Origin of the sequence: Streptococcus sp. HMSC078H12, assembly GCF_001814615.1 — a bacterium.
GTDB lineage: Bacteria > Bacillota > Bacilli > Lactobacillales > Streptococcaceae > Streptococcus > Streptococcus salivarius_F.
On record NZ_KV817316.1, the window covers coordinates 268,020 to 289,700 of the forward strand.

The 21,681-nt window shown below is 41.1% G+C and carries 22 protein-coding genes; 20 read left to right on the forward strand and 2 right to left on the reverse strand.

The annotated features are described in order from the left end of the window. Positions 1-3 precede the first annotated feature (3 nt). The 16 genes from HMPREF2979_RS02670 to HMPREF2979_RS02740 all read left to right on the forward strand — a co-directional run bounded on the left by HMPREF2979_RS02670 (position 4) and on the right by HMPREF2979_RS02740 (position 14,852). On the forward strand, positions 4-840 hold the full coding sequence (locus HMPREF2979_RS02670) for an NAD(P)H-hydrate dehydratase (RefSeq protein WP_070655004.1): 837 nt from the start codon (positions 4-6) through the stop codon (positions 838-840). A 121-nt stretch (positions 841-961) separates the two neighbouring features. After that, positions 962-3,076: a penicillin-binding protein PBP2B gene (gene pbp2b / locus HMPREF2979_RS02675; RefSeq protein WP_014634126.1), complete on the forward strand. Its 2,115-nt coding sequence runs from the start codon at positions 962-964 to the stop codon at positions 3,074-3,076. A gap of 141 nt (positions 3,077-3,217) precedes the next feature. Continuing rightward, positions 3,218-3,814 carry a recombination mediator RecR gene (gene recR, locus HMPREF2979_RS02680; RefSeq protein WP_002889030.1) on the forward strand — a complete coding sequence of 199 codons (597 nt, stop codon included), beginning with the start codon at positions 3,218-3,220 and terminating at the stop codon, positions 3,812-3,814. Between the two features lie 103 nt (positions 3,815-3,917). Further along, positions 3,918-4,757 (forward strand): BglG family transcription antiterminator LicT, encoded by an 840-nt coding sequence (licT, locus tag HMPREF2979_RS02685; protein WP_070655007.1) that lies wholly within the window; start codon positions 3,918-3,920, stop codon positions 4,755-4,757. Between the two features lie 217 nt (positions 4,758-4,974). After that, the gene (gene ybeY, locus HMPREF2979_RS02690) at positions 4,975-5,472 is read left to right on the forward strand and encodes an rRNA maturation RNase YbeY (protein WP_002886021.1); all 498 of its coding nucleotides are present in this window, start codon (positions 4,975-4,977) and stop codon (positions 5,470-5,472) included. Continuing rightward, on the forward strand, positions 5,453-5,857 hold the full coding sequence (locus HMPREF2979_RS02695; protein ID WP_004182934.1) for a diacylglycerol kinase family protein: 405 nt from the start codon (positions 5,453-5,455) through the stop codon (positions 5,855-5,857). Before ybeY ends, HMPREF2979_RS02695 begins: the two co-directional genes overlap by 20 nt. Positions 5,858-5,879: 22 nt before the next feature. Next, positions 5,880-6,779: a GTPase Era gene (era, locus tag HMPREF2979_RS02700; RefSeq protein ID WP_002886016.1), complete on the forward strand. Its 900-nt coding sequence runs from the start codon at positions 5,880-5,882 to the stop codon at positions 6,777-6,779. A gap of 44 nt (positions 6,780-6,823) precedes the next feature. Continuing rightward, entirely contained in the window at positions 6,824-7,645 is an 822-nt protein-coding gene (gene mutM / locus HMPREF2979_RS02705) for a DNA-formamidopyrimidine glycosylase (RefSeq protein WP_070655009.1), read from the forward strand. After that, positions 7,642-8,235, forward strand: a complete 594-nt coding sequence (gene coaE / locus HMPREF2979_RS02710) for a dephospho-CoA kinase (protein ID WP_070655011.1) — start codon at positions 7,642-7,644, stop codon at positions 8,233-8,235. The genes mutM and coaE overlap by 4 nt, the downstream gene beginning before the upstream one ends. A gap of 50 nt (positions 8,236-8,285) precedes the next feature. Continuing rightward, positions 8,286-9,509 (forward strand): multidrug efflux MFS transporter, encoded by a 1,224-nt coding sequence (locus HMPREF2979_RS02715; RefSeq protein WP_070655013.1) that lies wholly within the window; start codon positions 8,286-8,288, stop codon positions 9,507-9,509. Next, on the forward strand, positions 9,499-9,645 hold the full coding sequence (gene rpmG / locus HMPREF2979_RS10025; RefSeq protein WP_002890443.1) for a 50S ribosomal protein L33: 147 nt from the start codon (positions 9,499-9,501) through the stop codon (positions 9,643-9,645). Before HMPREF2979_RS02715 ends, rpmG begins: the two co-directional genes overlap by 11 nt. Before the next feature lie 45 nt (positions 9,646-9,690). Further along, on the forward strand, positions 9,691-9,927 hold the full coding sequence (secG, locus tag HMPREF2979_RS02720) for a preprotein translocase subunit SecG (protein WP_002886135.1): 237 nt from the start codon (positions 9,691-9,693) through the stop codon (positions 9,925-9,927). Positions 9,928-9,989: 62 nt separating this feature from the next. After that, positions 9,990-12,443: a ribonuclease R gene (gene rnr, locus HMPREF2979_RS02725; protein WP_070655015.1), complete on the forward strand. Its 2,454-nt coding sequence runs from the start codon at positions 9,990-9,992 to the stop codon at positions 12,441-12,443. A 21-nt stretch (positions 12,444-12,464) separates the two neighbouring features. After that, positions 12,465-12,929 carry an SsrA-binding protein SmpB gene (smpB, locus tag HMPREF2979_RS02730; RefSeq protein WP_002885905.1) on the forward strand — a complete coding sequence of 155 codons (465 nt, stop codon included), beginning with the start codon at positions 12,465-12,467 and terminating at the stop codon, positions 12,927-12,929. Between the two features lie 146 nt (positions 12,930-13,075). Further along, entirely contained in the window at positions 13,076-14,482 is a 1,407-nt protein-coding gene (locus HMPREF2979_RS02735; RefSeq protein WP_037599247.1) for a Cof-type HAD-IIB family hydrolase, read from the forward strand. A gap of 1 nt (position 14,483) precedes the next feature. Further along, positions 14,484-14,852, forward strand: coding sequence for a S1 RNA-binding domain-containing protein (locus HMPREF2979_RS02740; protein WP_002886108.1), 369 nt, complete (start codon positions 14,484-14,486; stop codon positions 14,850-14,852). Positions 14,853-14,948: 96 nt separating this feature from the next. Here HMPREF2979_RS02740 and HMPREF2979_RS02745 read toward each other — a convergent pair whose 3' ends face one another. Next, positions 14,949-16,031 (reverse strand): M24 family metallopeptidase, encoded by a 1,083-nt coding sequence (locus HMPREF2979_RS02745; RefSeq protein WP_037597586.1) that lies wholly within the window; start codon positions 16,029-16,031, stop codon positions 14,949-14,951. Positions 16,032-16,344: 313 nt separating this feature from the next. Here HMPREF2979_RS02745 and ccpA point away from each other — a divergent pair, with 313 nt between their 5' ends. Genes ccpA through HMPREF2979_RS02760 form a run of 3 tightly spaced genes read left to right on the forward strand, consistent with a single transcriptional unit; the run spans position 16,345 to position 19,601 of the window. Then, positions 16,345-17,346 carry a catabolite control protein A gene (ccpA, locus tag HMPREF2979_RS02750; protein ID WP_002890449.1) on the forward strand — a complete coding sequence of 334 codons (1,002 nt, stop codon included), beginning with the start codon at positions 16,345-16,347 and terminating at the stop codon, positions 17,344-17,346. A 59-nt stretch (positions 17,347-17,405) separates the two neighbouring features. Continuing rightward, positions 17,406-18,473: an MmcQ/YjbR family DNA-binding protein gene (locus tag HMPREF2979_RS02755; RefSeq protein WP_070655018.1), complete on the forward strand. Its 1,068-nt coding sequence runs from the start codon at positions 17,406-17,408 to the stop codon at positions 18,471-18,473. Between the two features lie 12 nt (positions 18,474-18,485). Beyond that, positions 18,486-19,601, forward strand: coding sequence for a glycerate kinase (locus HMPREF2979_RS02760; protein ID WP_021144480.1), 1,116 nt, complete (start codon positions 18,486-18,488; stop codon positions 19,599-19,601). Positions 19,602-19,631: 30 nt separating this feature from the next. Here the strand turns inward: HMPREF2979_RS02760 and HMPREF2979_RS02765 are convergent, their stop codons facing one another. Further along, positions 19,632-20,087: a YueI family protein gene (locus HMPREF2979_RS02765; protein ID WP_021144479.1), complete on the reverse strand. Its 456-nt coding sequence runs from the start codon at positions 20,085-20,087 to the stop codon at positions 19,632-19,634. A gap of 205 nt (positions 20,088-20,292) precedes the next feature. Between HMPREF2979_RS02765 and eno the strand changes: the two genes are divergently transcribed. Continuing rightward, positions 20,293-21,597 (forward strand): surface-displayed alpha-enolase, encoded by a 1,305-nt coding sequence (eno, locus tag HMPREF2979_RS02770; RefSeq protein ID WP_002886048.1) that lies wholly within the window; start codon positions 20,293-20,295, stop codon positions 21,595-21,597. Positions 21,598-21,681 lie beyond the last annotated feature (84 nt).

The window sequence follows — 21,681 nt, forward strand, 5'->3', positions numbered from 1 at the left end:
TTTATGAAAGTTGATGACGATTTAGCTAGGCAAGTGATAAAACCTCGTCTGAGAGAGTCCCACAAGGGTTCATATGGTCGAGTGCTTTTAATTGGTGGGCTATACCCTTATGGTGGTGCCATCATTATGGCTGCCATCGCTTGTGTTAACAGTGGTGCGGGCTTGGTCACAGTGGCCACGGATCGCGAAAATATCACAGCACTACACAGTCATCTTCCTGAAGCTATGGCTTTTGACCTTAGGGAGACTGAAAGATTTCTTGAGAATCTGAGAGCTGCAGACGTGGTATTAATTGGTTCTGGTCTAGGTGAGGATAGTGCAGCTAGTCAGGCCTTGGACTTAGTCTTAAAGAATATTCGAGCAACTCAGGAATTGGTTATTGATGGCTCAGCTCTTAATCTTTTGGCTAAGAAAAATAAGGAAGAGTTGCCAGTCTGTCACCTCACTCTTACCCCACATCAAAAAGAATGGGAACGTTTGTCTGGTTTAAGGATTCCAGAGCAGACAGTTTCAAACACTCAGAAAGCCTTGGGAGAGTTTCAAGCTGGGACAATCCTAGTTGCCAAGAGTCACAAGACCGCTGTCTATCAAGGTGAAAAAGTAGCTCATTTAGAAGTTGGTGGACCCTATCAAGCCACAGGAGGCATGGGAGATACCCTGGCTGGTATGATTACTGGTTTTCTGGCCCAATTCGCTTCAGTTGACTCCTATAAAGCAGTTACAGTTGCTGTCTGGCTTCACTCAGCTATCGCAGATGATCTGGCTAAAAATGCCTATGTGGTTTTACCGACTCATATCAGTAAAGCCATTCCTAGCTGGATGAAAAAGTTGTCATTATAATCTAAAAAACATGTCTTATATTGAGGCAAGTTTTTTTAGATTTCGACATTTTTTTAAGTTTGCTAAAGCTTATTTGTGATAAAATAAAAGAGAATTTTTATGAGAACATAGAGGAAAAAAAGTGACATCATTTTCGAAAAAACTCAGTCAAAAATGGGAAAAACAGCGCCAAAAACGAAAAGAAAAACGAGCGAATAAACCTAGAAAGCCAGTAAACATCTCCCGTCGTGTTTACTTGCTTTTTGGTGTAGTCTTTGTCCTTTTTTTGTTGCTTTTTGCACGTTTGACCTATATGCAGGTTTATAACAAATCGTTTTATACGAAGAAATTAGAGGATAATTCTAAGTATACAGTTAGGATTGCAAGCGAACGTGGGCAAATCTTTGATGCTAAAGGGGTTGCTCTCACGACCAACCAGAGTAAGGATGTTATCACCTTCACACGTAGCAATTTGGTGTCATCAGATACGATGAAGAAGGTCGCTGAAAAGTTGGCGACCATGGTGACTCTGACAGAAACGAAGGTAACAGCACGTCAAAAACGGGATTTCTATCTAGCGGATTCTGCCACTTATAAGCGTGTTGTTAATGATCTTCCAAACGACAAGAAAACAGATAAGTTTGGTAATAAATTAGCTGAAGCTACTATTTACAACAATGCTGTTGATGCAGTTCCTGATGAAGCAGTGGATTACTCTGAGGATGAACTTAAGATTGTCTACATTTACTCACAGATGAATGCTGTTTCTAATTTCTCAACAGTCACATTGAAAACAGGAGACTTGACGCCTGAACAAATTGCGATTGTAGCAGCTAAACAGAAGGAACTCAATGGTATTACGGTTGCTAAGGATTGGGAACGCCATACGGTTGATTCAGCCTTGTCACCTCTCATCGGGAAAGTCTCAAGTTCGGAAGCAGGTTTGCCACAAGAAGATGCCAAGGAATACCTCAAAAAAGGGTATGCACTTAATGACCGTGTAGGAACGTCCTATCTAGAAAAAGAATATGAAGAGAAACTACAAGGAAAACATACTGTTCGTGAGATTACAGTAGACAAGGAAGGCAAAGTTGCTAGTGATAAAATCACTCAAAAGGGCAGCAAGGGGAACAATCTGCAGTTGACCATCGACCTTGATTTCCAAAAGGGAGTTGAAGACATCCTAGGTCAACAGCTTTCTTCAGAGATTTCAGAAAATAAAGCTACCTATTCTGAAGGAATGTATGCAGTGGTTATGAATGCTGACACTGGTGCTGTGCTTGCCATGGCAGGGCAAAAACATGAACAAGGTGCACAAGATTTTAAGGCCAATGCTTTAGGAACAATCACTGATGTCTTCATTCCAGGATCTGTTGTTAAGGGAGCAACCTTAACTGCTGGTTGGCGTTCAGGTGCTATCTATGGGAACCAAGTCTTGACTGACCAACCCATCAACATTGCCGGTTCAGCCCCTATCACATCTTGGTTTACAGACCAAGGTAGCCGTGCTATTACCGCGACACAGGCTCTAGAATACTCATCAAATACCTATATGGTACAGATTGCTATCAAACTACTTGGCCAACAGTATGTTCCAGGTATGGCCTTGTCGACTGACAATATGGATAAGGCCATGACGACGCTTCGTGATACCTATGCTGATTTTGGTATGGGGGTGTCTACAGGACTTGATTTACCTGGAGAATCAGAAGGTTACATTTCTAAGAATTACAATGTAGCCAACGTTCTGACAGAGGCCTTTGGTCAGTACGATTCTTATACAACCATTCAGCTAGCTCAGTATGTTGCTTCAATTGCCAATGGGGGTAAACGTGTAGCCCCTCATATCGTTGGAGGTATCTATGATGCAGGATCTAATGGTAGTCTAGGAACTCTAGCCTCAACAGTAGATACACGTGTATTAAATACCTTACCTCTCGACTCTGAGCAGATGGGTATTATCCAACAAGGCTTTAATGATGTTGTTAATTCAGGATCTAGCCTTGCGACTGGTAAAGCTATGGCAAGTTCTATCATTCCAATCAGTGGTAAAACAGGGACAGCCGAAACCTATGCGACGGATGCTTCTGGTAACTCTGTAACAACGGTTAACCTTAATGCCGTGGCCTATGCGACCGCTAAAGATGGTACGAAGTTGGCAGTTGGGATTATGTACCCACATGCTCTAGATTGGAAGAGTAAGGCCCATCAAAATGCAGTCAAAGCTATTATGGAACTTTATCAAAATACTCACTAAACATCTAAAGTCTCTTGTGCCTTGCACGAGGGATTTTTCTGTGATATAGTGTTTGAGTGTTTATTCTTGGCTAAAGACTTATCCATGAAAGTGACAAAAGATAAGTGATGGATAAAAAAATATAAAGAACAGGAGGCCTTCATGCTTTATCCTACTCCAATTGCGAAGCTGATTGATAGTTTTTCAAAACTCCCTGGAATTGGGGCTAAAACAGCGACACGCCTAGCTTTTTATACCATTAGTATGTCTGATGAAGATGTCAACGATTTCGCAAAAAACCTCTTGGCAGCAAAACGTGAATTGACTTATTGTTCGGTCTGTGGTCGTTTGACAGATGATGATCCATGTAACATTTGTACCGATGAAACTAGAGACCGTACTAAGATTTTGGTTGTTGAAGACTCCAAAGATGTTTCAGCTATGGAAAAGATTCAGGAATACCGTGGTCTCTACCATGTGCTTCAAGGGCTTATTTCCCCTATGAATGGTGTTGGGCCAGACGATATTAACCTGAAAAGTTTGATTACCCGTCTTATGGATAGCGAGGTTGACGAGGTTATCATTGCTACTAATGCAACAGCAGATGGTGAGGCAACATCTATGTATATTTCACGTGTCCTTAAACCTGCAGGAATCAAGGTGACTCGTTTAGCGCGTGGTTTGGCAGTCGGTTCTGACATTGAGTATGCTGATGAAGTGACCTTGCTAAGAGCTATCGAAAATCGAACAGAACTATAAGTAAGAAGTGTTGGTCAGGCCAGCACTTTTAGTTTGTAGTAAGTAGGTTTCTCATTAAAAATTTGGTAAAATAAAGTAAGCGCTTTTATAACGAGGAATCATGATGAAGATTGAAAAGGTTTTAAACAACAATGTTATCCAAGCTTTGGATAATAATGTGGAATACATTGTCATGGGTAAGGGACTAGGTTTTCAAAAGAAGGTCGGAGACCTTGTTGATAAGGAAAAGATTGAAAAGACTTTTGTTTTGGAAAATACAGAGGTAGTAGAGGAATGGTCTCGTGTTTATGTCAATTTACCTGATGGTGAAATGCAGGTCTTTTTGAATATCCTTACTTTTGCTGAGGCTGTCTTGCAAACCAAGTTTAATCCCTCTTTTTTCATCGCCCTTGCCGATCACCTACATTATGCTATTGAAAGAAGTAGAGAGGGTGTTTCTTTGCAGAATCCTTTGGCTTGGGAGGTTCGAAAATTTTATCCTCGGGAGTATGAAATTGGGAAACAAGCCCTTCGTTTGATTGCCAAGGATTTAAAAGTTCAGTTGGAAGATGATGAGGCTGCCTCTGTCGCTTTACATTTTGTCAATGCACAAAAAGATGCGGGTCTCCATGAAAAAGACCGACAGATGACTCAAATTGTGGTTGGGATTAGTGACATTGTCCGTCTTCATTTTGGTTATGATTTGGAGGAGGATAGTTTCTCGTATAACCGTTTTATGACACATCTCCAATACCTAGCACAACGTATTGTGAGTGGAGTAAGTGGTGGCAAGAATGATGCTTTCCTTTACGAACAAGTTAAGATAAATTATCCAGAGTCCTTTATCTGTACCCAAAAGATTGCTGCATATATCAAGACAAGTTATGCCTTTGAGCTAAGTTTAGACGAACAAGTCTTTTTAACCATTCACATTCAACGTCTTAAGGATAATTTAGATAAGTAAGCGATTCCCAGAGAGGTCCTACAAAAAGCAGACAATTAGCCTTAAGTCTGCTTTTTCTGTGTCCTTATGGTATAATGAGGTGATTAATATTAGACCAAAAATACTCTGGGCTAGTATTCTATGTATTTGAGTATTTGTATAAAAAAGCTAATGAGTTAGTGAAAGGAAGCGAGCGGTTCTATGTCTGAAGTGAGCATAGCCGTTCCTAAAGTATCTTATGTATATTGAAATGATTGATGAGACTGGACAAGTCTCTGAGAAATTAAAAGAACAAACCTTGGAGTTGCTAGATTTTGCAGCACAAAGACTTGGCAAGGAAGACAAGGAAATGGCGGTTACATTTGTAACCAACGAACGTAGCCACGAGCTAAACCTGGAATATCGTGATACGGACCGTCCAACTGATGTTATTAGTTTGGAGTATAAGCCGGAATTAGACATTAGCTTTGATGAGGAAGAGTTGGCTGAAAATCCTGAATTAGCTGAAATGATGGGAGAGTTTGATAGTTATATCGGTGAACTCTTTATTTCTGTTGATAAGGCTCACGAGCAAGCTGAGGATTATGGTCATAGTTTTGAGCGTGAGATGGGCTTCTTGGCTGTTCACGGTTTTCTTCACATCAATGGCTACGACCATTACACCCCAGAAGAAGAAGCGGAAATGTTTGGATTACAGGAAGAAATTTTGACTGCTTATGGACTTACGCGACAATAACCCACAAAAAAAGTGGAAAAACAGAGAATTTACAGCTAGTTTTGAGTTTGCTCTAACAGGGATTATCACAGCTTTTAAAGAAGAACGTAACATGCGCAAGCACTTGGTTTCAGCTATCTTGGTGGTATTGGCTGGCTTGATTTTTCGTGTGTCTGCGACAGAATGGCTCTTTCTTTTGATGGCAGTTTTTCTCGTAATTGCCCTAGAGATTGTTAATTCTGCCATTGAAAATGTTGTCGATTTGGCCAGTAATTATCACTTTTCGATGCTAGCCAAAAATGCCAAGGATATGGCTGCAGGAGCTGTTTTAGTGGTTTCTTGTTATGCACTCATTACGGGTATGATTGTTTTCATACCTAAAATTTGGCACTTAATTTTCAATTAAAAGGAAATAGGAAAGAAGTTATATGACATTTAAATCAGGATTTGTGGCTATTATTGGCCGTCCTAATGTAGGAAAATCAACGTTTTTGAACCATGTTATGGGGCAAAAAATTGCTATCATGAGTGATAAGGCTCAAACAACCCGTAATAAAATTATGGGGATTTACACAACTGATAAGGAACAGATTGTCTTTATCGATACACCAGGGATTCACAAGCCTAAGACGGCTCTTGGAGATTTCATGGTGGAATCTGCTTATTCAACCCTTCGTGAAGTGGATACCGTCCTCTTTATGGTACCAGCGGACGAGCCCCGTGGTAAGGGTGATAATATGATTATCGAACGTCTTAAACAAGCTAAGGTTCCGGTTATCTTGGTAATCAATAAGATTGACAAGGTTCATCCAGATCAGCTTCTAGAGCAGATTGAGGATTTCCGTACACAAATGGATTTCAAGGAGATTATTCCGATATCTGCCCTCCAAGGAAACAACGTTTCTCATCTTGTGGATGTCTTGAGTGATAACCTTGAGGAAGGGTTCCAATATTTCCCAGCGGACCAAATCACCGACCACCCAGAGCGTTTCTTGGTATCGGAGATGATTCGTGAAAAAGTCCTTCAGTTGACACGTGAAGAAATTCCACACTCTGTTGCGGTTGTCATTGATGAGATGAAGCGTGATGAAGACACGGATAAGATTCATATTCGTGCGACAATCATGGTTGAGCGTGACAGCCAAAAAGGTATTGTCATTGGTAAGCAAGGTTCCATGCTCAAGAAAATTGGTACCCTTGCCCGTAAAGATATTGAAGTCATGCTTGGGGACAAGGTCTTCCTTGAAACCTGGGTTAAGGTTAAGAAAAATTGGCGTGATAAAAAACTTGATTTGGCCGATTTTGGTTACAATGAAAAAGAATATTAAAAAGCTGGGCATTTGCTCGGCTTTCTTGTTAGAAGGAGGAGCAGATGCCTGAGTTGCCTGAGGTAGAAACTGTTAGACGAGGGTTAGAAAGGTTAGTTGTAGGTCGGACCATTTTGTCTGTTGAAGTTAAGGTCCCGAAAATGATTAAGACCTCCTACGATAGTTTTTTGAATGACTTAGCTGGCCAAACTATTCAAGCCGTGCGACGTAGAGGCAAGTACTTGATTTTTGACTTTGGACAGTTGATTATGATTTCCCACTTGCGCATGGAAGGAAAATACCTCTTGTTTACAGATCAGGTTCCTGTTAATAAGCATTTCCATCTTTTCTTTACCTTAGATGATGGATCGACTCTTGTTTATCAGGATGTCCGCAAGTTTGGGACCTTTGATTTATTGGCTAAAAATCAAGAGGAGGCTTATTTTACAAAGAAAAAGCTTGGTCCTGAGCCTACTAAGAAGGCTTTTAAATACGCCCCGTTTGAGAGAGCCTTGATGACCTCTGCAAAGCCCATTAAAAGTCTCCTTTTGGAGCAGAAATTAGTGGCTGGTCTAGGCAACATCTATGTTGATGAGGTGCTTTGGGCAGCCAAGGTTCATCCTGAGACGCCAGCAAAGAAACTCAGCAAGGCAGCTATGAAGCGGGTCCACGACCAAACGATTGCTATTTTAAAGCTAGGCATTGAAAAAGGTGGCTCAACTATAAGGACTTATCGTAATGCTCTTGGTGAGGATGGGACCATGCAGAACTATTTGCAGGTTTACGGAAAGACGGGACAGCCTTGTCCACGCTGCGCAAGCACAATTGAGAAAATCAAGTTAGGAGGGAGAGGAACACATTTGTGTCCTCATTGTCAGAAACGATGATTATTGGATTAACAGGTGGTATTGCTTCAGGAAAATCTACTGTTGTTGAAATGATTAAAGAGGCAGGTTACAAGGTCATTGACGCTGATCAGCTTGTACACGACTTGCAGGCTCAAGGAGGCCGTCTGTACCGTGCCTTGCTTGATTGGTTGGGAGAGGGGATTCTCCTTTCTAATGGAGAATTGAATCGTCCTAAACTAGGGCAACTGATTTTTTCCAATGAGGAGATGAGACAGCGGTCTGCTGAGATTCAAGGGACAATTATTCGAGAGGAACTAGCAGCTCAGAGGGATCGTTTGTCCAAGGAAGAAGATGTTTTTTTCATGGATATTCCCTTGCTTATTGAGAATGGGTATCAGGACTGGTTTGATCAAATTTGGTTGGTGGCAGTGTCACCGGAGATTCAGTGCCAACGCTTGATGAAACGTAATCACTTAAGTGTTGAGGAAGCTAAGATGCGTATTGATAGTCAGATGTCTTTAGCTGAGAAAAAGCCTTATGCCAGCTTGGTTCTTGATAATAACGGTAGTCTCGATGATTTGAAGGAGAAGGCTAAGAGTGCAATAAACGATTTAACGAGCTCCTCATAGCTAGCCATTGTGATATAATGGATAGTGAATTTTAGAAAGAAGATGATTATTTGCGCCAAAAAGAACTTAAAAGTACTGATTGGCAACGTAACCTTAAAATTGCATGGATAGGAACCTTTTTTACTGGAGCTAGTTTCTCTATTGTTATGCCTTTCATGGCCCTCTATATTGAGGAACTGGGTGTTAAAGGAGATATGGTCGAATGGTATGCTGGCTTGTCTGTTGCCATCTCTGCCTTAGCCTCTGCCTTGGTTTCTCCTATTTGGGGACGCTTGGCTGACCGTTATGGTCGAAAGCCCATGATGATCAGGGCCAGTATGGTGATGACTTTTACAATGGGAGGTCTTGCCTTAGTTCCAAATGTTTTCTGGCTGCTTTTCTTGAGAACGCTGAATGGTTTGTTTGCGGGCTATGTTCCAAATGCCACAGCTTTAATTGCTAGCCAGGTTCCTCAGAACCGTTCTGGCTATGCCTTGGGGACCTTGTCTACGGGTCTAACGGCAGGTGTTCTGATTGGCCCTTTGTTAGGTGGTACCTTATCTGAGGCGTTTGGTATGAGGGGGACCTTTTTATTGGTTGGACTCATTCTATTTATCTGCTGCCTCTTAACTATCTTTGGTTTGAGAGAGAATTTCCAGCCTGTCGAAAAGGGAGAGATGATGACTCTTTCTCAGGTTTTTGCAAAAATTCCCAGCAAATCTATGTTGATTGGCCTTTTTGTGACCAGTATGATTATCCAGATTTCTGCCCAATCGATTGCGCCTATGTTGGCCCTTTACATTCGCTATCTAGGTCAGAGGGAAAATATCCTTTTTTACTCAGGGTTAATTGTTTCTGCTATGGGCTTTTCTAGTCTCTTAAGTACCCCTTATCTGGGAAAATTGGGAGACCGTATTGGAAATCATCGCCTGCTTTTAATGGGGCTATTTTATAGCTTTCTCTTGTATTTCCTCTGTGGTTTTGCCGGTTCAGCTTTGCAACTGGGTATCTTACGCTTTGCCTATGGCTTCGGTGTAGGTGCTCTTATGCCTAGTGTCAATTCTTTATTGACCAAGATGACACCTAAAGAAGGAATTTCAAGAATATTTAGCTTTAATCAAAGCTTTTCATATATCGGACAGGTTTTAGGTCCTTTTGTTGGGTCAGCAGTTGCGACAGGACTAGGTTATCGCTGGGTCTTCTTTGTGACGGCAATGATCGTCTTTGGAAATTTCGTCTGGTCCTTAATCATCTTTAGAAAATCGCTAGGAGTCAAGAATATAGGTGAGAGTTAAAATCAATTTAAAGTGTAGTGAATGTGGGAGCATCAACTATCTCACAAGTAAAAATAAACAGAATCATCCTGAGAAAATTCAGGTACCCAAATTCTGCCCTAAGGATAGAAAAGTAACCTTACATGTTGAATCTTAAAGGGTTCTATGGTAGAATAAAAAGGACTTTTTCGGAGGAATAACTATGTACGACTTATTATTAACGCTGCTCTTGGTGATGTCAGCTATTATTGTGATTGCGGTATTCATGCAGCCACAAAAAAATCCAAGTAGCAATGTCTTTGATGGTGGTGGGTCAGAAGCACTATTTGAACGTAGTAAACCACGTGGTTTTGAAGCCTTTATGCAACGCTTTACAGGAATCATGGTTTTTCTATGGATTGTAGATGCAATCGTCCTTTCCATTCTCTCAAGTAAGTAATGAGCTGACTGAGGTTGGCTCATTTTTTGCGTTATAGTCAATAAATAAAAGAAAAGGAAATCATGAAAGAATCTATTATAAATTATTTGAAGGAGCATGGGAAATCCAGTGTAAACGACATTGCCCAGGCTCTTAATCATGCTGGGGGAGAAAAGTTTCCTCAGCTCATCAAGGCCATATCAGCCATGGAAAGTAAGGGGCAGTTGCGTTTTAATCGAGATGGCTCTGTTTCCTTGCGTCCTAAGAAAGAAAATCCAAATCAGGTGACTGTTGAAGGTGTTTTCCGTGCCAATAAGAACGGTTTTGGTTTCTTGCATGTCGATGACAGTGAAGATGATATGTTCATTGGTCGTAATGATGTTGGCCATGCCATTGATGGTGATACTGTTGCTGTTGTTATCAAGAAGCCAGCGGATCGTTTGCGTGGGACGGCAGCAGAAACACGAGTTGTTGAAATTGTAGAACGTTCGCTTAAGACTGTTGTAGGGAAATTTATCCTTAGCGACGAGAAAGAACCTTATGCTGGTTACATTAAGTCTAAAAATCAAAAAATTCAGCAGCCAATTTATATTAAGAAAGAACCAGTTGCCCTAGACGGTACTGAAATTATCAAGGTTGATATTGAAAAATACCCTAACCGTCACTATGATTATTTCGTAGGAAGTGTTCGTGACATTATTGGTCATCAAGGGGATGCTGGTATTGATGTCTTGGAAGTCTTAGAATCAATGGATATTGTTTCAGAGTTCCCAGAGGATGTCATGGCGGAAGCAGAAGCTGTACCAGATGCACCTAGTCAGGAAGACCTCCTTGGTCGTGTTGACCTTCGTCAAGAGGTAACCTTTACTATTGATGGAGCTGATGCTAAGGACTTGGATGATGCGGTCCATATTAAACGTTTGCCAAATGGTAATTTTGAGCTTGGTGTTCATATTGCCGATGTGTCCTACTATGTCACTGAAGGTTCAGCTCTTAACCGTGAGGCCGTTGCACGTGGGACTTCGGTTTATGTGACAGACCGTGTGGTGCCAATGTTGCCTGAGCGTCTTTCAAATGGTATTTGTTCACTAAATCCCAATGTTGATCGCTTGACTCAGTCAGCCATTATGGAGATTACTCCAAAAGGTAAGGTGGTTAATCATAAGATTTGCCAATCTGTGATTAATACAACCTTCCGTATGACCTACAGTGATGTCAATGAGATGTTGGCTGGAAATCCAGAAAAGATTGAGCAGTTTAAGCCAATCATGGACTCTGTATCAGCTATGGCAGAACTGCATAAGATTTTAGAAGACATGCGTGAGCGTCGTGGTGCCCTTAACTTTGATACATCTGAAGCTCGTATCTTGGTAAATGAGAAGGGGATGCCAGTGGATATCGTGGTGCGTGAACGTGGAACAGCCGAGCGAATGATTGAATCCTTCATGTTGGCTGCCAATGAATGTGTGGCAGAGCACTTCGCTAAGGCTAAGTTGCCATTTATTTATCGAATCCACGAGGAACCAAAAGCTGAGAAATTGCAACGCTTCATGGATTATGCCTCTATCTTTGGTGTTCAAATCAAAGGAACTGCCAATAAGATGGATCAACTAGACTTGCAAGAGTTCATGGCGCGAGTTCAAGGTAAACCCGGAGCAGAGGTCATGAACATGATGTTGCTTCGTTCAATGCAACAAGCCCGCTATTCAGAACACAACCACGGACACTATGGACTTGCGGCTCAGTACTATACCCACTTTACTAGTCCAATCCGTCGTTACCCAGACCTCTTGGTTCACCGAATGATTCGTGAGTACACTAACAATATGTCTCAAGAAACGAGTGAACATTTTGAAGAGGTTATTCCTGAATTAGCGACATCATCTTCAACTCTTGAACGTCGTGCCATTGATGCTGAACGTGTCGTTGAAGCTATGAAAAAAGCGGAATACATGGAAGAGTTTGTTGGCCAAGAATTCGATGGTATTGTCGGAAGTGTGGTTAAATTTGGTATGTTTGTGGAATTGCCAAACACTATCGAAGGTTTGGTTCACATCACGACCCTTCCAGAATTTTACAATTACAATGAACGTACCATGTCACTTCAGGGTGAGAAAACTGGTAAGACTTTCCGAGTTGGTCAGCCTATCCGTGTCAAATTAACACGTGCGGATAAGGAAACCGGAGACATTGACTTCCAATACCTTCCAAGCGAGTATGATGTTACTGAGAAAGTAGACCACAAGGCTCGTCAGGAACGTGAAGAGAAGGCGAAAGCCTTCCGAAATAGAGGTCCACGTCGTGACCGTCAAAATGGAGACTTCGAACGTCGTGGTAAACGTGGGGATAACCGTAACCGTCAAGACGGTAATGGTCGTAAAGGATCTTATGACGAAAAACGTAAGTCATCTAAGAAACCAGACAAGCGTAAAAATCAAAACCGTCCTCATAATGATAACAAGGGACGTGAGAGTGGCCGTCGTAAGAAGAAAGGGAACAAACCTTTCTACAAGGACGTTGCTAAAAAACGAAAATAGGATGAGAATGGAGGGACTGCTATGCCAAAGGGTGAAGGCAATGTTGTTGCTCAGAATAAAAAGGCTAGACATGACTATAGTATCGTTGATACTATTGAAGCAGGTATCGTGCTAACAGGGACGGAGATTAAATCCGTTCGTGCGGCACGCATCCAACTAAAAGATGGCTATGCCCAAATCAAGAACGGTGAGGCTTGGTTAATCAATGTTCATATTGCTCCGTTTGAGCAAGGTAATATTTGGAATCAAGATCCAGACCGTACGAGAAAATTATTGCTCAAGAAGAAGCAAATCACCAAACTTCAAAATGACCTTAAGGGAACAGGTATGACCTTGGTTCCCTTGAAGGTATACCTAAAAAACGGTTTTGCCAAGGTGTTGCTTGGTATTGCCAAAGGGAAACACGATTACGATAAACGTGAGTCTATCAAGCGTCGTGAACAAGAGCGTGATATTAAACGTATTATCAAGAGTGTTAACCGTTAAACTGCCTATCATCTAAGACTACTATAGTCTTAGGTGATTTTTTGTTTTTGGCTTTAAGACATGATATAATGAGAGTACCATGCGGTCTTTAGTTAGGATACTAGCTATACCTGACTCTAGCTGTGATACTGTAAAGGAGATTAGCGATGCCAGTAGATGCTAAAACAAAATACAAGGCCAAGAAGACTAAGATTGTTTTCTTTGACATTGACGACACCCTTCGTGTTAAAAAGACAGGCTACATACCTGAATCTATTAAGGCTGTTTTCAAAGGGCTTAAAGAAAAAGGAATTTTGACGGGGATTGCCACAGGACGTGGCTACTATGGTGTCGTTGAGGACATTCGAGACCTAGAGCCCGATTATTTTGTAACCATCAATGGAACTTATGTGATTAATCGAAAAGGGGAAGAAATTTATAACCAGCCCCTAGCTCGTGAGGTTACAGAAGCCTTTGTTGCTTGGTGTAAGGAGATTGGGATTGCTTGGGGCTTTGCTGGTAAGGATAAGCCAGTTGTCTCAGAGCGTTCAGATTTGATTGATAATGCTATGAAACCAGTCTATGGTCTTTGTGATGTGGAGCCAGACTTTCACTTGTCGAATGATGTTTACCATATGTGGACTTTTGCGGAAAATGATGGTGACCTTGAATTACCAGAAGAACTCGCATCCCATGTCCGTATGGTACCCTGGCATGAACACTCCTCTGACGTCGTAGCAAATGGTATCTCAAAGGCCTCTGGTGTCGAGCATGTCTTGGAGCATGAAAATCTTAAACCAGTCAATGCCATGATGTTTGGTGATGGTCCAAACGATATGGAAATCTTTGACTATGTTGGACTTAAGATTGCTATGGGTAATGCCACACCAGAATTGAAAGAAAAAGCAGATTACGTTACAGGAACAATAGAAGAAGATGGCATTTTCAATGCCTTGGAGGAACTCGGATTGGTAGAAAAAGAACTTCATTTCCCACAACTTGACTTGGATACAGTAGAAGGTCCAGTCGCAACAATTAAAACAAATCATGGTAATTTGGTCATCAAACTCTTCCCTGATCATGCACCATTAACAGTTACTAACTTTGTCAATTTGGCCAAGAGTGGCTATTATGATGGTGTGATTTTCCACAGAATTATCAAGGATTTTATGATTCAAGGTGGTGACCCAACTGGTACTGGTATGGGTGGTGAGTCAAGCTTTGGTGGTAGCTTCCAGGACGAATTTTCTGAAGAGCTCTATAACCTCCGTGGTGCGCTTTCTATGGCTAATGCTGGACCAGATACAAATGGTAGCCAATTCTTCATCGTTCAAACGTCTGAAATTCCTTATGCTAAAAAGGAACTTGAACGTGGTGGATGGCCAGCACCAATCGCAGAAGCTTATGCTGAAAATGGTGGAACACCTCACCTAGACCGTCGTCACACAGTCTTTGGTCAATTGGTGGATGAAGACTCTTACAAGGTGCTTGATGAGATTGCCAATGTTGAGGTTGGGGCTCAAGATAAGCCACTTGAGGATGTTGTAATTGAAACAGTTGAGGTAGCAGACTAAGATGAAAATTGGAGACAAGCTTAGGGGTGTTATCACAGGCATCAAGCCTTACGGTGCCTTTGTTTCATTGGAAAATGGTACCACAGGCTTGATTCACATCTCAGAGATTAAGACAGGTTATATCGACAACATTTACAATACCCTCAAGGTAGACCAGGAGGTCTTGGTTCAAGTTGTTGATTTTGATGAATTTACACAAAAGGCTAGTCTTTCTTTGAGAACCCTTGAGGAAGAAAAAAATAAAATCCCTCATCGTCATCGTTTCTCTGATAGTCGTTTAAACTATGGCTTTAAACCCTTGGCAGAAGCAATGCCAGGATGGATTGAAGAAGGACTTGACTATCTTAGACAAGAGCATGAGGAAAAATAGCAAAAGCTGACTCTCGATGGGTCAGCTTTTTTGGTGTTTTCGATTTGGCTACAAACAAAAAGGTCTTCAACTTAATTGAAGACCCATGTTTATTAATTAGACATCAAAATAGAGCAATTCTTTTGGTGTGTGTGTGAAGACTTCAAAGCCATCTTTTGTCACATAACCACAGTCCTCGATACGAACACCAACTTTTTCAGGAATGTAAATACCTGGTTCGACTGAGAAGCACATTCCTTCTTCAATGACCATGTCATTTCCTTCCATGATAGAAGGGAATTCATGCACATCCATTCCGATACCGTGTCCGAGGCGGTGGTTGAAGTATTCGCCGTAACCAGCTTTTTCAATAACATTACGTGCTGCAGCATCGACTTCGCTGGCAGTTACACCTGGTTTAATCATATCTAGGGCAGCCTGTTGAGCTTCTAAAGTCAAGTGGTAGATTTCTTTTTTGAAATCATCGGGTTTTCCAACAGCGACTGTTCGCGTCATATCTGAAGCATAGCCATTCACCATACAGCCCAAGTCGAAGAGAAGAAGAGCATCTTTTTCAATTTTGTTGCTTCCAGGAATGCCGTGTGGGTTGGCTGCATTGTTACCAGTCAAGACCATAGTTTCAAAGCTCATTTCATAGCCCAAGCGTTTGATGCCAAATTCGATTTGAGCAATGATGTCTGTTTCAGTAACGTCGAGAGAAATATTGTCGAAACCAATATTAACAGCTTTATCAGCATAATCACCGGCAACAATCATTTTTTGAATTTCATCAGCTGACTTGATAACGCGCATTTTTTGAATGAATGGTGTCAAGTTTTCAAAGCGACCATCAAAGACCGTTTGCAATCCTTGGAACTTAGTCACATTGAGATTGTCAAACTCTGCATAAATAATAGGGCTGTCTGTACTTGCTAGGCCAGCCTTGATTTTTTGCCATGGATTTTCAGAGTCTACATAACCAAATACTGGGAAGTCGAGTAAAGCAGAGGCACGTGCAACCTCAAGAGCAGGTACAAAGAGGGCAGGCTCACGATTTTCGTAGACGAAGAGGAACATTTGGCGTTCATGTGGGTCACAATCAAAACCAGTAAGATAATTGACAGTTACAGGATCTGAAACAATAGCTAGCCCTGCTTTATTTTCATTCAAAAAATGGCGAATGCGATCAAGTTTAGACATAGAAAAAACTCCTTTGTATTTCTTACACTCATTCTGTCACTTTTATAGGGAAAATGCAAGCTGTTTTTTTGGCTTTTCATTAAATCATTTACTTTCATTGAGACTTTTTTAGGCTAGTTTTGTAAGCGATGGATAGTCTTGGAAACACGAAATGACACGTCTTTTTCTGAAATGGCTTTCTTCCTCATAACCATGAAGAAGGAATCCCTTTCATTTTTTTGTAAAAAATCAGTCAAAATAATTGAAAGTGTTTTCAGAATCTGATACAATTAGCATGAATAAGTGAGCGTAAAATGAGAAAGGAAGTGTTTTTATGAATACTGATGAAACAATTACTATATACGACGTTGCGCGTGAAGCAGGTGTTTCGATGGCGACTGTGTCTCGTGTGGTAAATGGAAATAAAAATGTAAAAGAAAACACCCGAAAAAAAGTGCTTGAGGTCATTGATCGTTTGGATTACCGTCCAAATGCGGTTGCGCGTGGCTTGGCGAGTAAGAAAACCACTACTGTAGGAGTTGTTATTCCAAATATTGCTAATAGTTATTTTGCTACTTTAGCAAGGGGGATTGATGATATTGCTACGATGTACAAGTACAATATTGTTCTTGCATCTAGTGATGAAAATGACGATCACGAAGTTACCGTGATTAACTCTCTATTTGCCAAACAAGTAGACGGTATCATCTTCATGGGTTACCACTTGACGGAAAAAATTCGTGCAGAATTTTCTCGTACCCGTACTCCGATTGTCCTAGCAGGAACTGTGGACCTCGAACACCAATTACCGAGTGTTAACATCGACTATAAAGCTGCCGTTGAGGATTCTGTAACGCAGCTTGCCAAGAATAATGAAAAGGTTGCCTTTGTATCAGGACCACTAATTGATGATATTAATGGCAAGCTCCGTCTAGCTGGTTATAAGGCTGGACTTGAAAAGAATAATTTGCGCTACAATGAAGGACTAGTCTTTGAAGCTAAATATAGCTATAAAGATGGCTTTGATCTAGCACAACGTGTCTTGAACTCTGGTGCCACTGCTGCCTATGTTGGGGAAGATGAATTGGCTGCAGGTCTCTTGAATGGCCTCTTTGCTGCAGGTAAATCCGTTCCAGAAGACTTCGAAATCATCACAAGCAATGACTCACCAATTACAAGCTATACACGTCCAAACCTTTCTAGTATTAATCATCCTCTCTATGATTTAGGGGCAGTTAGCATGCGTATGTTGACTAAAATCATGAATAAGGAAGAGCTTGAAGAAAAAGATGTTATTCTTAATCACGGTCTTACCTTACGTCAGTCAACAAAATAAAAAAGGAGTTGGGACATAAGTTTGTCTCAACTTCTCTTTTTTAGAAAAAGGGAGAACCAATGACTTTTGAGGATGCTTATTTTAAAAAGAAAGTCCTAAAACCTGATAGCCTAGAGCCTTTTGGTTTTACAGCTACCAAGCAGGGCTATGAGTTCAGAAAAACACTGATAGCTGAAGAACTCGAAGCTCGATTGTTTATCGATTTAGAAGATAAGTTGACGGGACAGGTTGTCGATAGTGATCTTGATGAGCCTTATGATATCTTCAGGAGTCCTCAGGCTACTGGAACTTACGTGGGTCAAGTCAGAGAGGCTTATGGAGAACTTCTGTCACAGGTAGCTGATTCTTGTTATGAAGATCAATTATTCTCATCTCCGCAAGCTAATCGTCTGGCTAAATTTTTAGTTCAAGAATTTTCAGACCAAGCAGACCATCCTTTCGAGAAAGAACCAAGCTATCTATCTTTTAGAGTTGATGGTAAATGGTATGCCTTGTTTTTTCCTCTTAAGGGCGAAAAACTAGGGCTTGATGGAGAAAAGGCAGATTTAATATATGATGTGGTTAACCTCAAGGTTAATCCTAAGCAAATGGATAAACTCTTGAAAATGGATGGCGTTTTTCCTAGCTACCATATGTCCAAGAAGACCTGGGTTAGTCTTGTTTTAGATGAGACCTTGCCAGACCAGACTGTTTTTGAGCTTCTTAGTGAAAGTCGTTCCCTAGTGGCTCCCAAACATCTTAGAAAGGCTTCGGAGCCTCATTATTGGATTATCCCGGTAAATTTGAAATACTACGATATTGGGGATGAGTTTTCCGCAAATGAGGAGATTCTTTGGACACAGAAAGCTAGTATGCAAAAGGGAGATTTTGTGGCTATCTATATTACGGCACCTACCAAGGCCATCCGTTACGTCTGTCAGGTTTTAGAGGCAAATATCCCTAATCAAGGTTATCGTGAAGAGGAGAGTATTAAAGAGTTGATGCGGATTAAGCCCTTATACACTTTTAATGACACTGACTTTGATAGTGATAGACTAAAGAGTTTAGGTATTAAAACTGTTCGGGGTCCTAGACATATGACGGAAGAGTTAGTTCAGGCCTTATCCCCTTACCTAAAAGAAAAATAGAAGGAGGACATCATGCGAATTTTGATTGCACCTGATTCATTTAAGGAAAGTTTATCTGCAAAAGAGGTCGCCTTAGCTCTTAAATCAGGTTTTGAAAATGCCTTATCCGACGCTGATTTTGACCTCATGCCAATAGGTGATGGTGGCGAGGGCACCTTAGATGCTCTTGCTGAAAATCTAAATCTTGAGAAGAAAAGTATCAAGATTCCTCATGCCTATACAAGTGACGGAAGTGTTTCTTTTGCCAGCAATGGCCAGACTGCCATTTTTGAAATGGCTGCGATTTGTGGCTTGGAGCATATTCCTAAGGAGAAACGAAATCCTCTAGCTCTAACGACACAAGGCGTAGGTGAACTAATTGTTCATTTGGTTCAGTCTGGCATCCGAGAGTTTATTATAGGCGTAGGTGGATCTGCTACCAATGATGGTGGTATTGGTATGGCATATGGATTGGGGTATCGTTTTTATGATTCTGAGGGACAGGAGCTTGAGCCAATAGGTGCTAATCTTGGTCTCATTAAGAAGGTATCCTCTAAAAATAAGGTTGATTTGTCTAGTGTCACCATTCGTCTGATTACTGACGTAGATAACCCCTTGTGTGGCCAACATGGAGCGACCTATATTTTTGGTGGACAAAAAGGCTTGTCTCCTTCACAATTTAAAAAAGTTGATCAAGATATGTCACAATTCTACACTGACTTTGCTCCAGAAGTTTTAAAATTGGCTGGTTCAGGGGCGGGAGGAGGCATGGCTGCAGGCCTGGTGGCCTTTGCAGGTGCAGAAATTAAATCAGGGATTGACTTTGTACTTGATTGTGTTGATTTTGACCAACGTGTGAAGTCTGCTGATTTGGTTATAGTAGGAGAAGGACGTATGGATAGCCAGTCCTTATCTGGTAAGGCACCGGTCGGAGTGGCTAGGCGGACACCATCAGCTATTCCCGTCATTGCTATCTGTGGTAGTTTGAAGGATGACTTGCCTGATTTTCCAGTAGCAGGTATCTCAGCTGCTTTCCCTATCATTGGACAAGTATTAGAGTTAGACCAAGTTTTAGCTACCGCTAAGGAGAATCTCTATCGCACAGGACTCAATATTGGGAATCTCATCAAGCTCAGTAAAACATTGTGATATAAGAAAAAGCTGACTTTGCATCAGCTTTTATTTTCCGAATAGTTTAGCAAAAAATCCCTTTTTTTCAAGGATAGGTTCAGTTTCACTAGGAGCAAGGATATCAGGATAGAGTTCTGAAAATAATACTTTATCAAGATTCTCTGCTTGATTACTATGTACGATAAGACCGTATGGTGAATGGGCCTTGGCCTCGTCAACAATAGTTGCAGAAATATTTAGTGCTTGAGCGGTCTTGATATAGGTAAATTGTGTCTGGTCGGCTAATTTTGGCGAAAGTTTGAGACTAAGATTAGGGTAAACGGCTAATAAGTCTTTTAATATTTGCGGAAAATTGTCAATTACAGTTTTCTTTTCGGTGTTTTCCAATAGAACAGCTAGGACTACACGTTCCGCATAGGTTCCAAAATACTGACGAAGTTCATCGGGATTTAGGCGTTTTTCGCCACTAGCGCATTGGAGCACTTTGTTTTCAAGTGAAGTCATAGGAATCTCCTCTTAGTTTTCTACTTGTATTATACAATATTTTGAATTCCTTTTCATTTGAGTTGCTTTCTGAGATTTTCAAAAACAATTGAAAATATTAAAAAATAGAAAATCGCTAGAAAATTCTGGTTTTAATTTGCTTAAGCCTTGATATTATGGTAATATATAGGTGTAAAAAATTTTAACTCATAAGGAGAGTATTGTAATGTCAATTATTACTGATGTTTACGCACGCGAAGTCCTTGACTCACGCGGTAACCCAACACTTGAAGTAGAAGTTTACACTGAATCTGGTGCATTCGGTCGCGGTATGGTTCCTTCAGGAGCTTCAACTGGTGAACACGAAGCAGTAGAACTTCGTGATGGTGACAAAGCTCGTTACGGTGGTCTTGGTACTCAAAAAGCAGTTGATAATGTAAACAACGTTATTGCTGAACACATCATCGGATTCGACGTACGTGATCAACAAGGTATTGACCGCGCAATGATCGCTCTTGACGGTACTCCAAACAAAGGTAAACTTGGTGCCAACGCTATTCTTGGTGTGTCTATCGCTGTAGCACGCGCAGCTGCTGACTACCTTGAAGTTCCACTTTACAGCTACCTTGGCGGATTCAACACTAAAGTTCTTCCAACTCCAATGATGAACATCATCAACGGTGGTTCTCACTCAGACGCTCCAATCGCTTTCCAAGAATTCATGATTGTACCTGCTGGTGCACCAACATTCAAAGAAGCTCTTCGTTGGGGTGCTGAAATCTTCCACGCACTTAAGAAAATCCTTAAAGAACGTGGACTTGAAACAGCCGTAGGTGACGAAGGTGGTTTCGCACCTCGTTTCGACGGAACTGAAGATGGTGTTGAAACTATCATCAAAGCTATCGAAGCTGCTGGATATGTACCAGGTAAAGACGTATTTATCGGATTTGACTGTGCATCATCTGAATTCTACGATGCAGAACGTAAAGTTTACGACTACACTAAATTTGAAGGTGAAGGCGCTGCTGTTCGTACTGCTGCAGAACAAATCGACTACCTTGAAGAATTGGTTAACAAATACCCAATCATCACTATCGAAGATGGTATGGACGAAAACGACTGGGACGGTTGGAAAGCTCTTACTGAACGTCTTGGTGGTAAAGTTCAATTGGTTGGTGACGACTTCTTCGTAACTAACACAGCTTACCTTGAAAAAGGTATTGCAGAACACGCTGCTAACTCAATCCTTATCAAAGTTAACCAAATCGGTACTTTGACTGAAACTTTCGACGCTATCGAAATGGCGAAAGAAGCTGGATACACAGCAGTAGTATCACACCGTTCAGGTGAAACTGAAGATTCAACAATCGCTGATATCGCAGTTGCAACTAACGCTGGTCAAATCAAGACAGGTTCATTGTCACGTACTGACCGTATCGCTAAATACAACCAATTGCTTCGTATCGAAGACCAACTTGGTGAAGTTGCAGAATACCGTGGTTTGAAATCATTCTACAACTTGAAAAAATAATTCTATAGTCATATAGAATAAAAAGAGGTTCCTTAGGGAATCTCTTTTTTTGGGCTCTATAATTTCTGTAGTGGGTAAAACCAC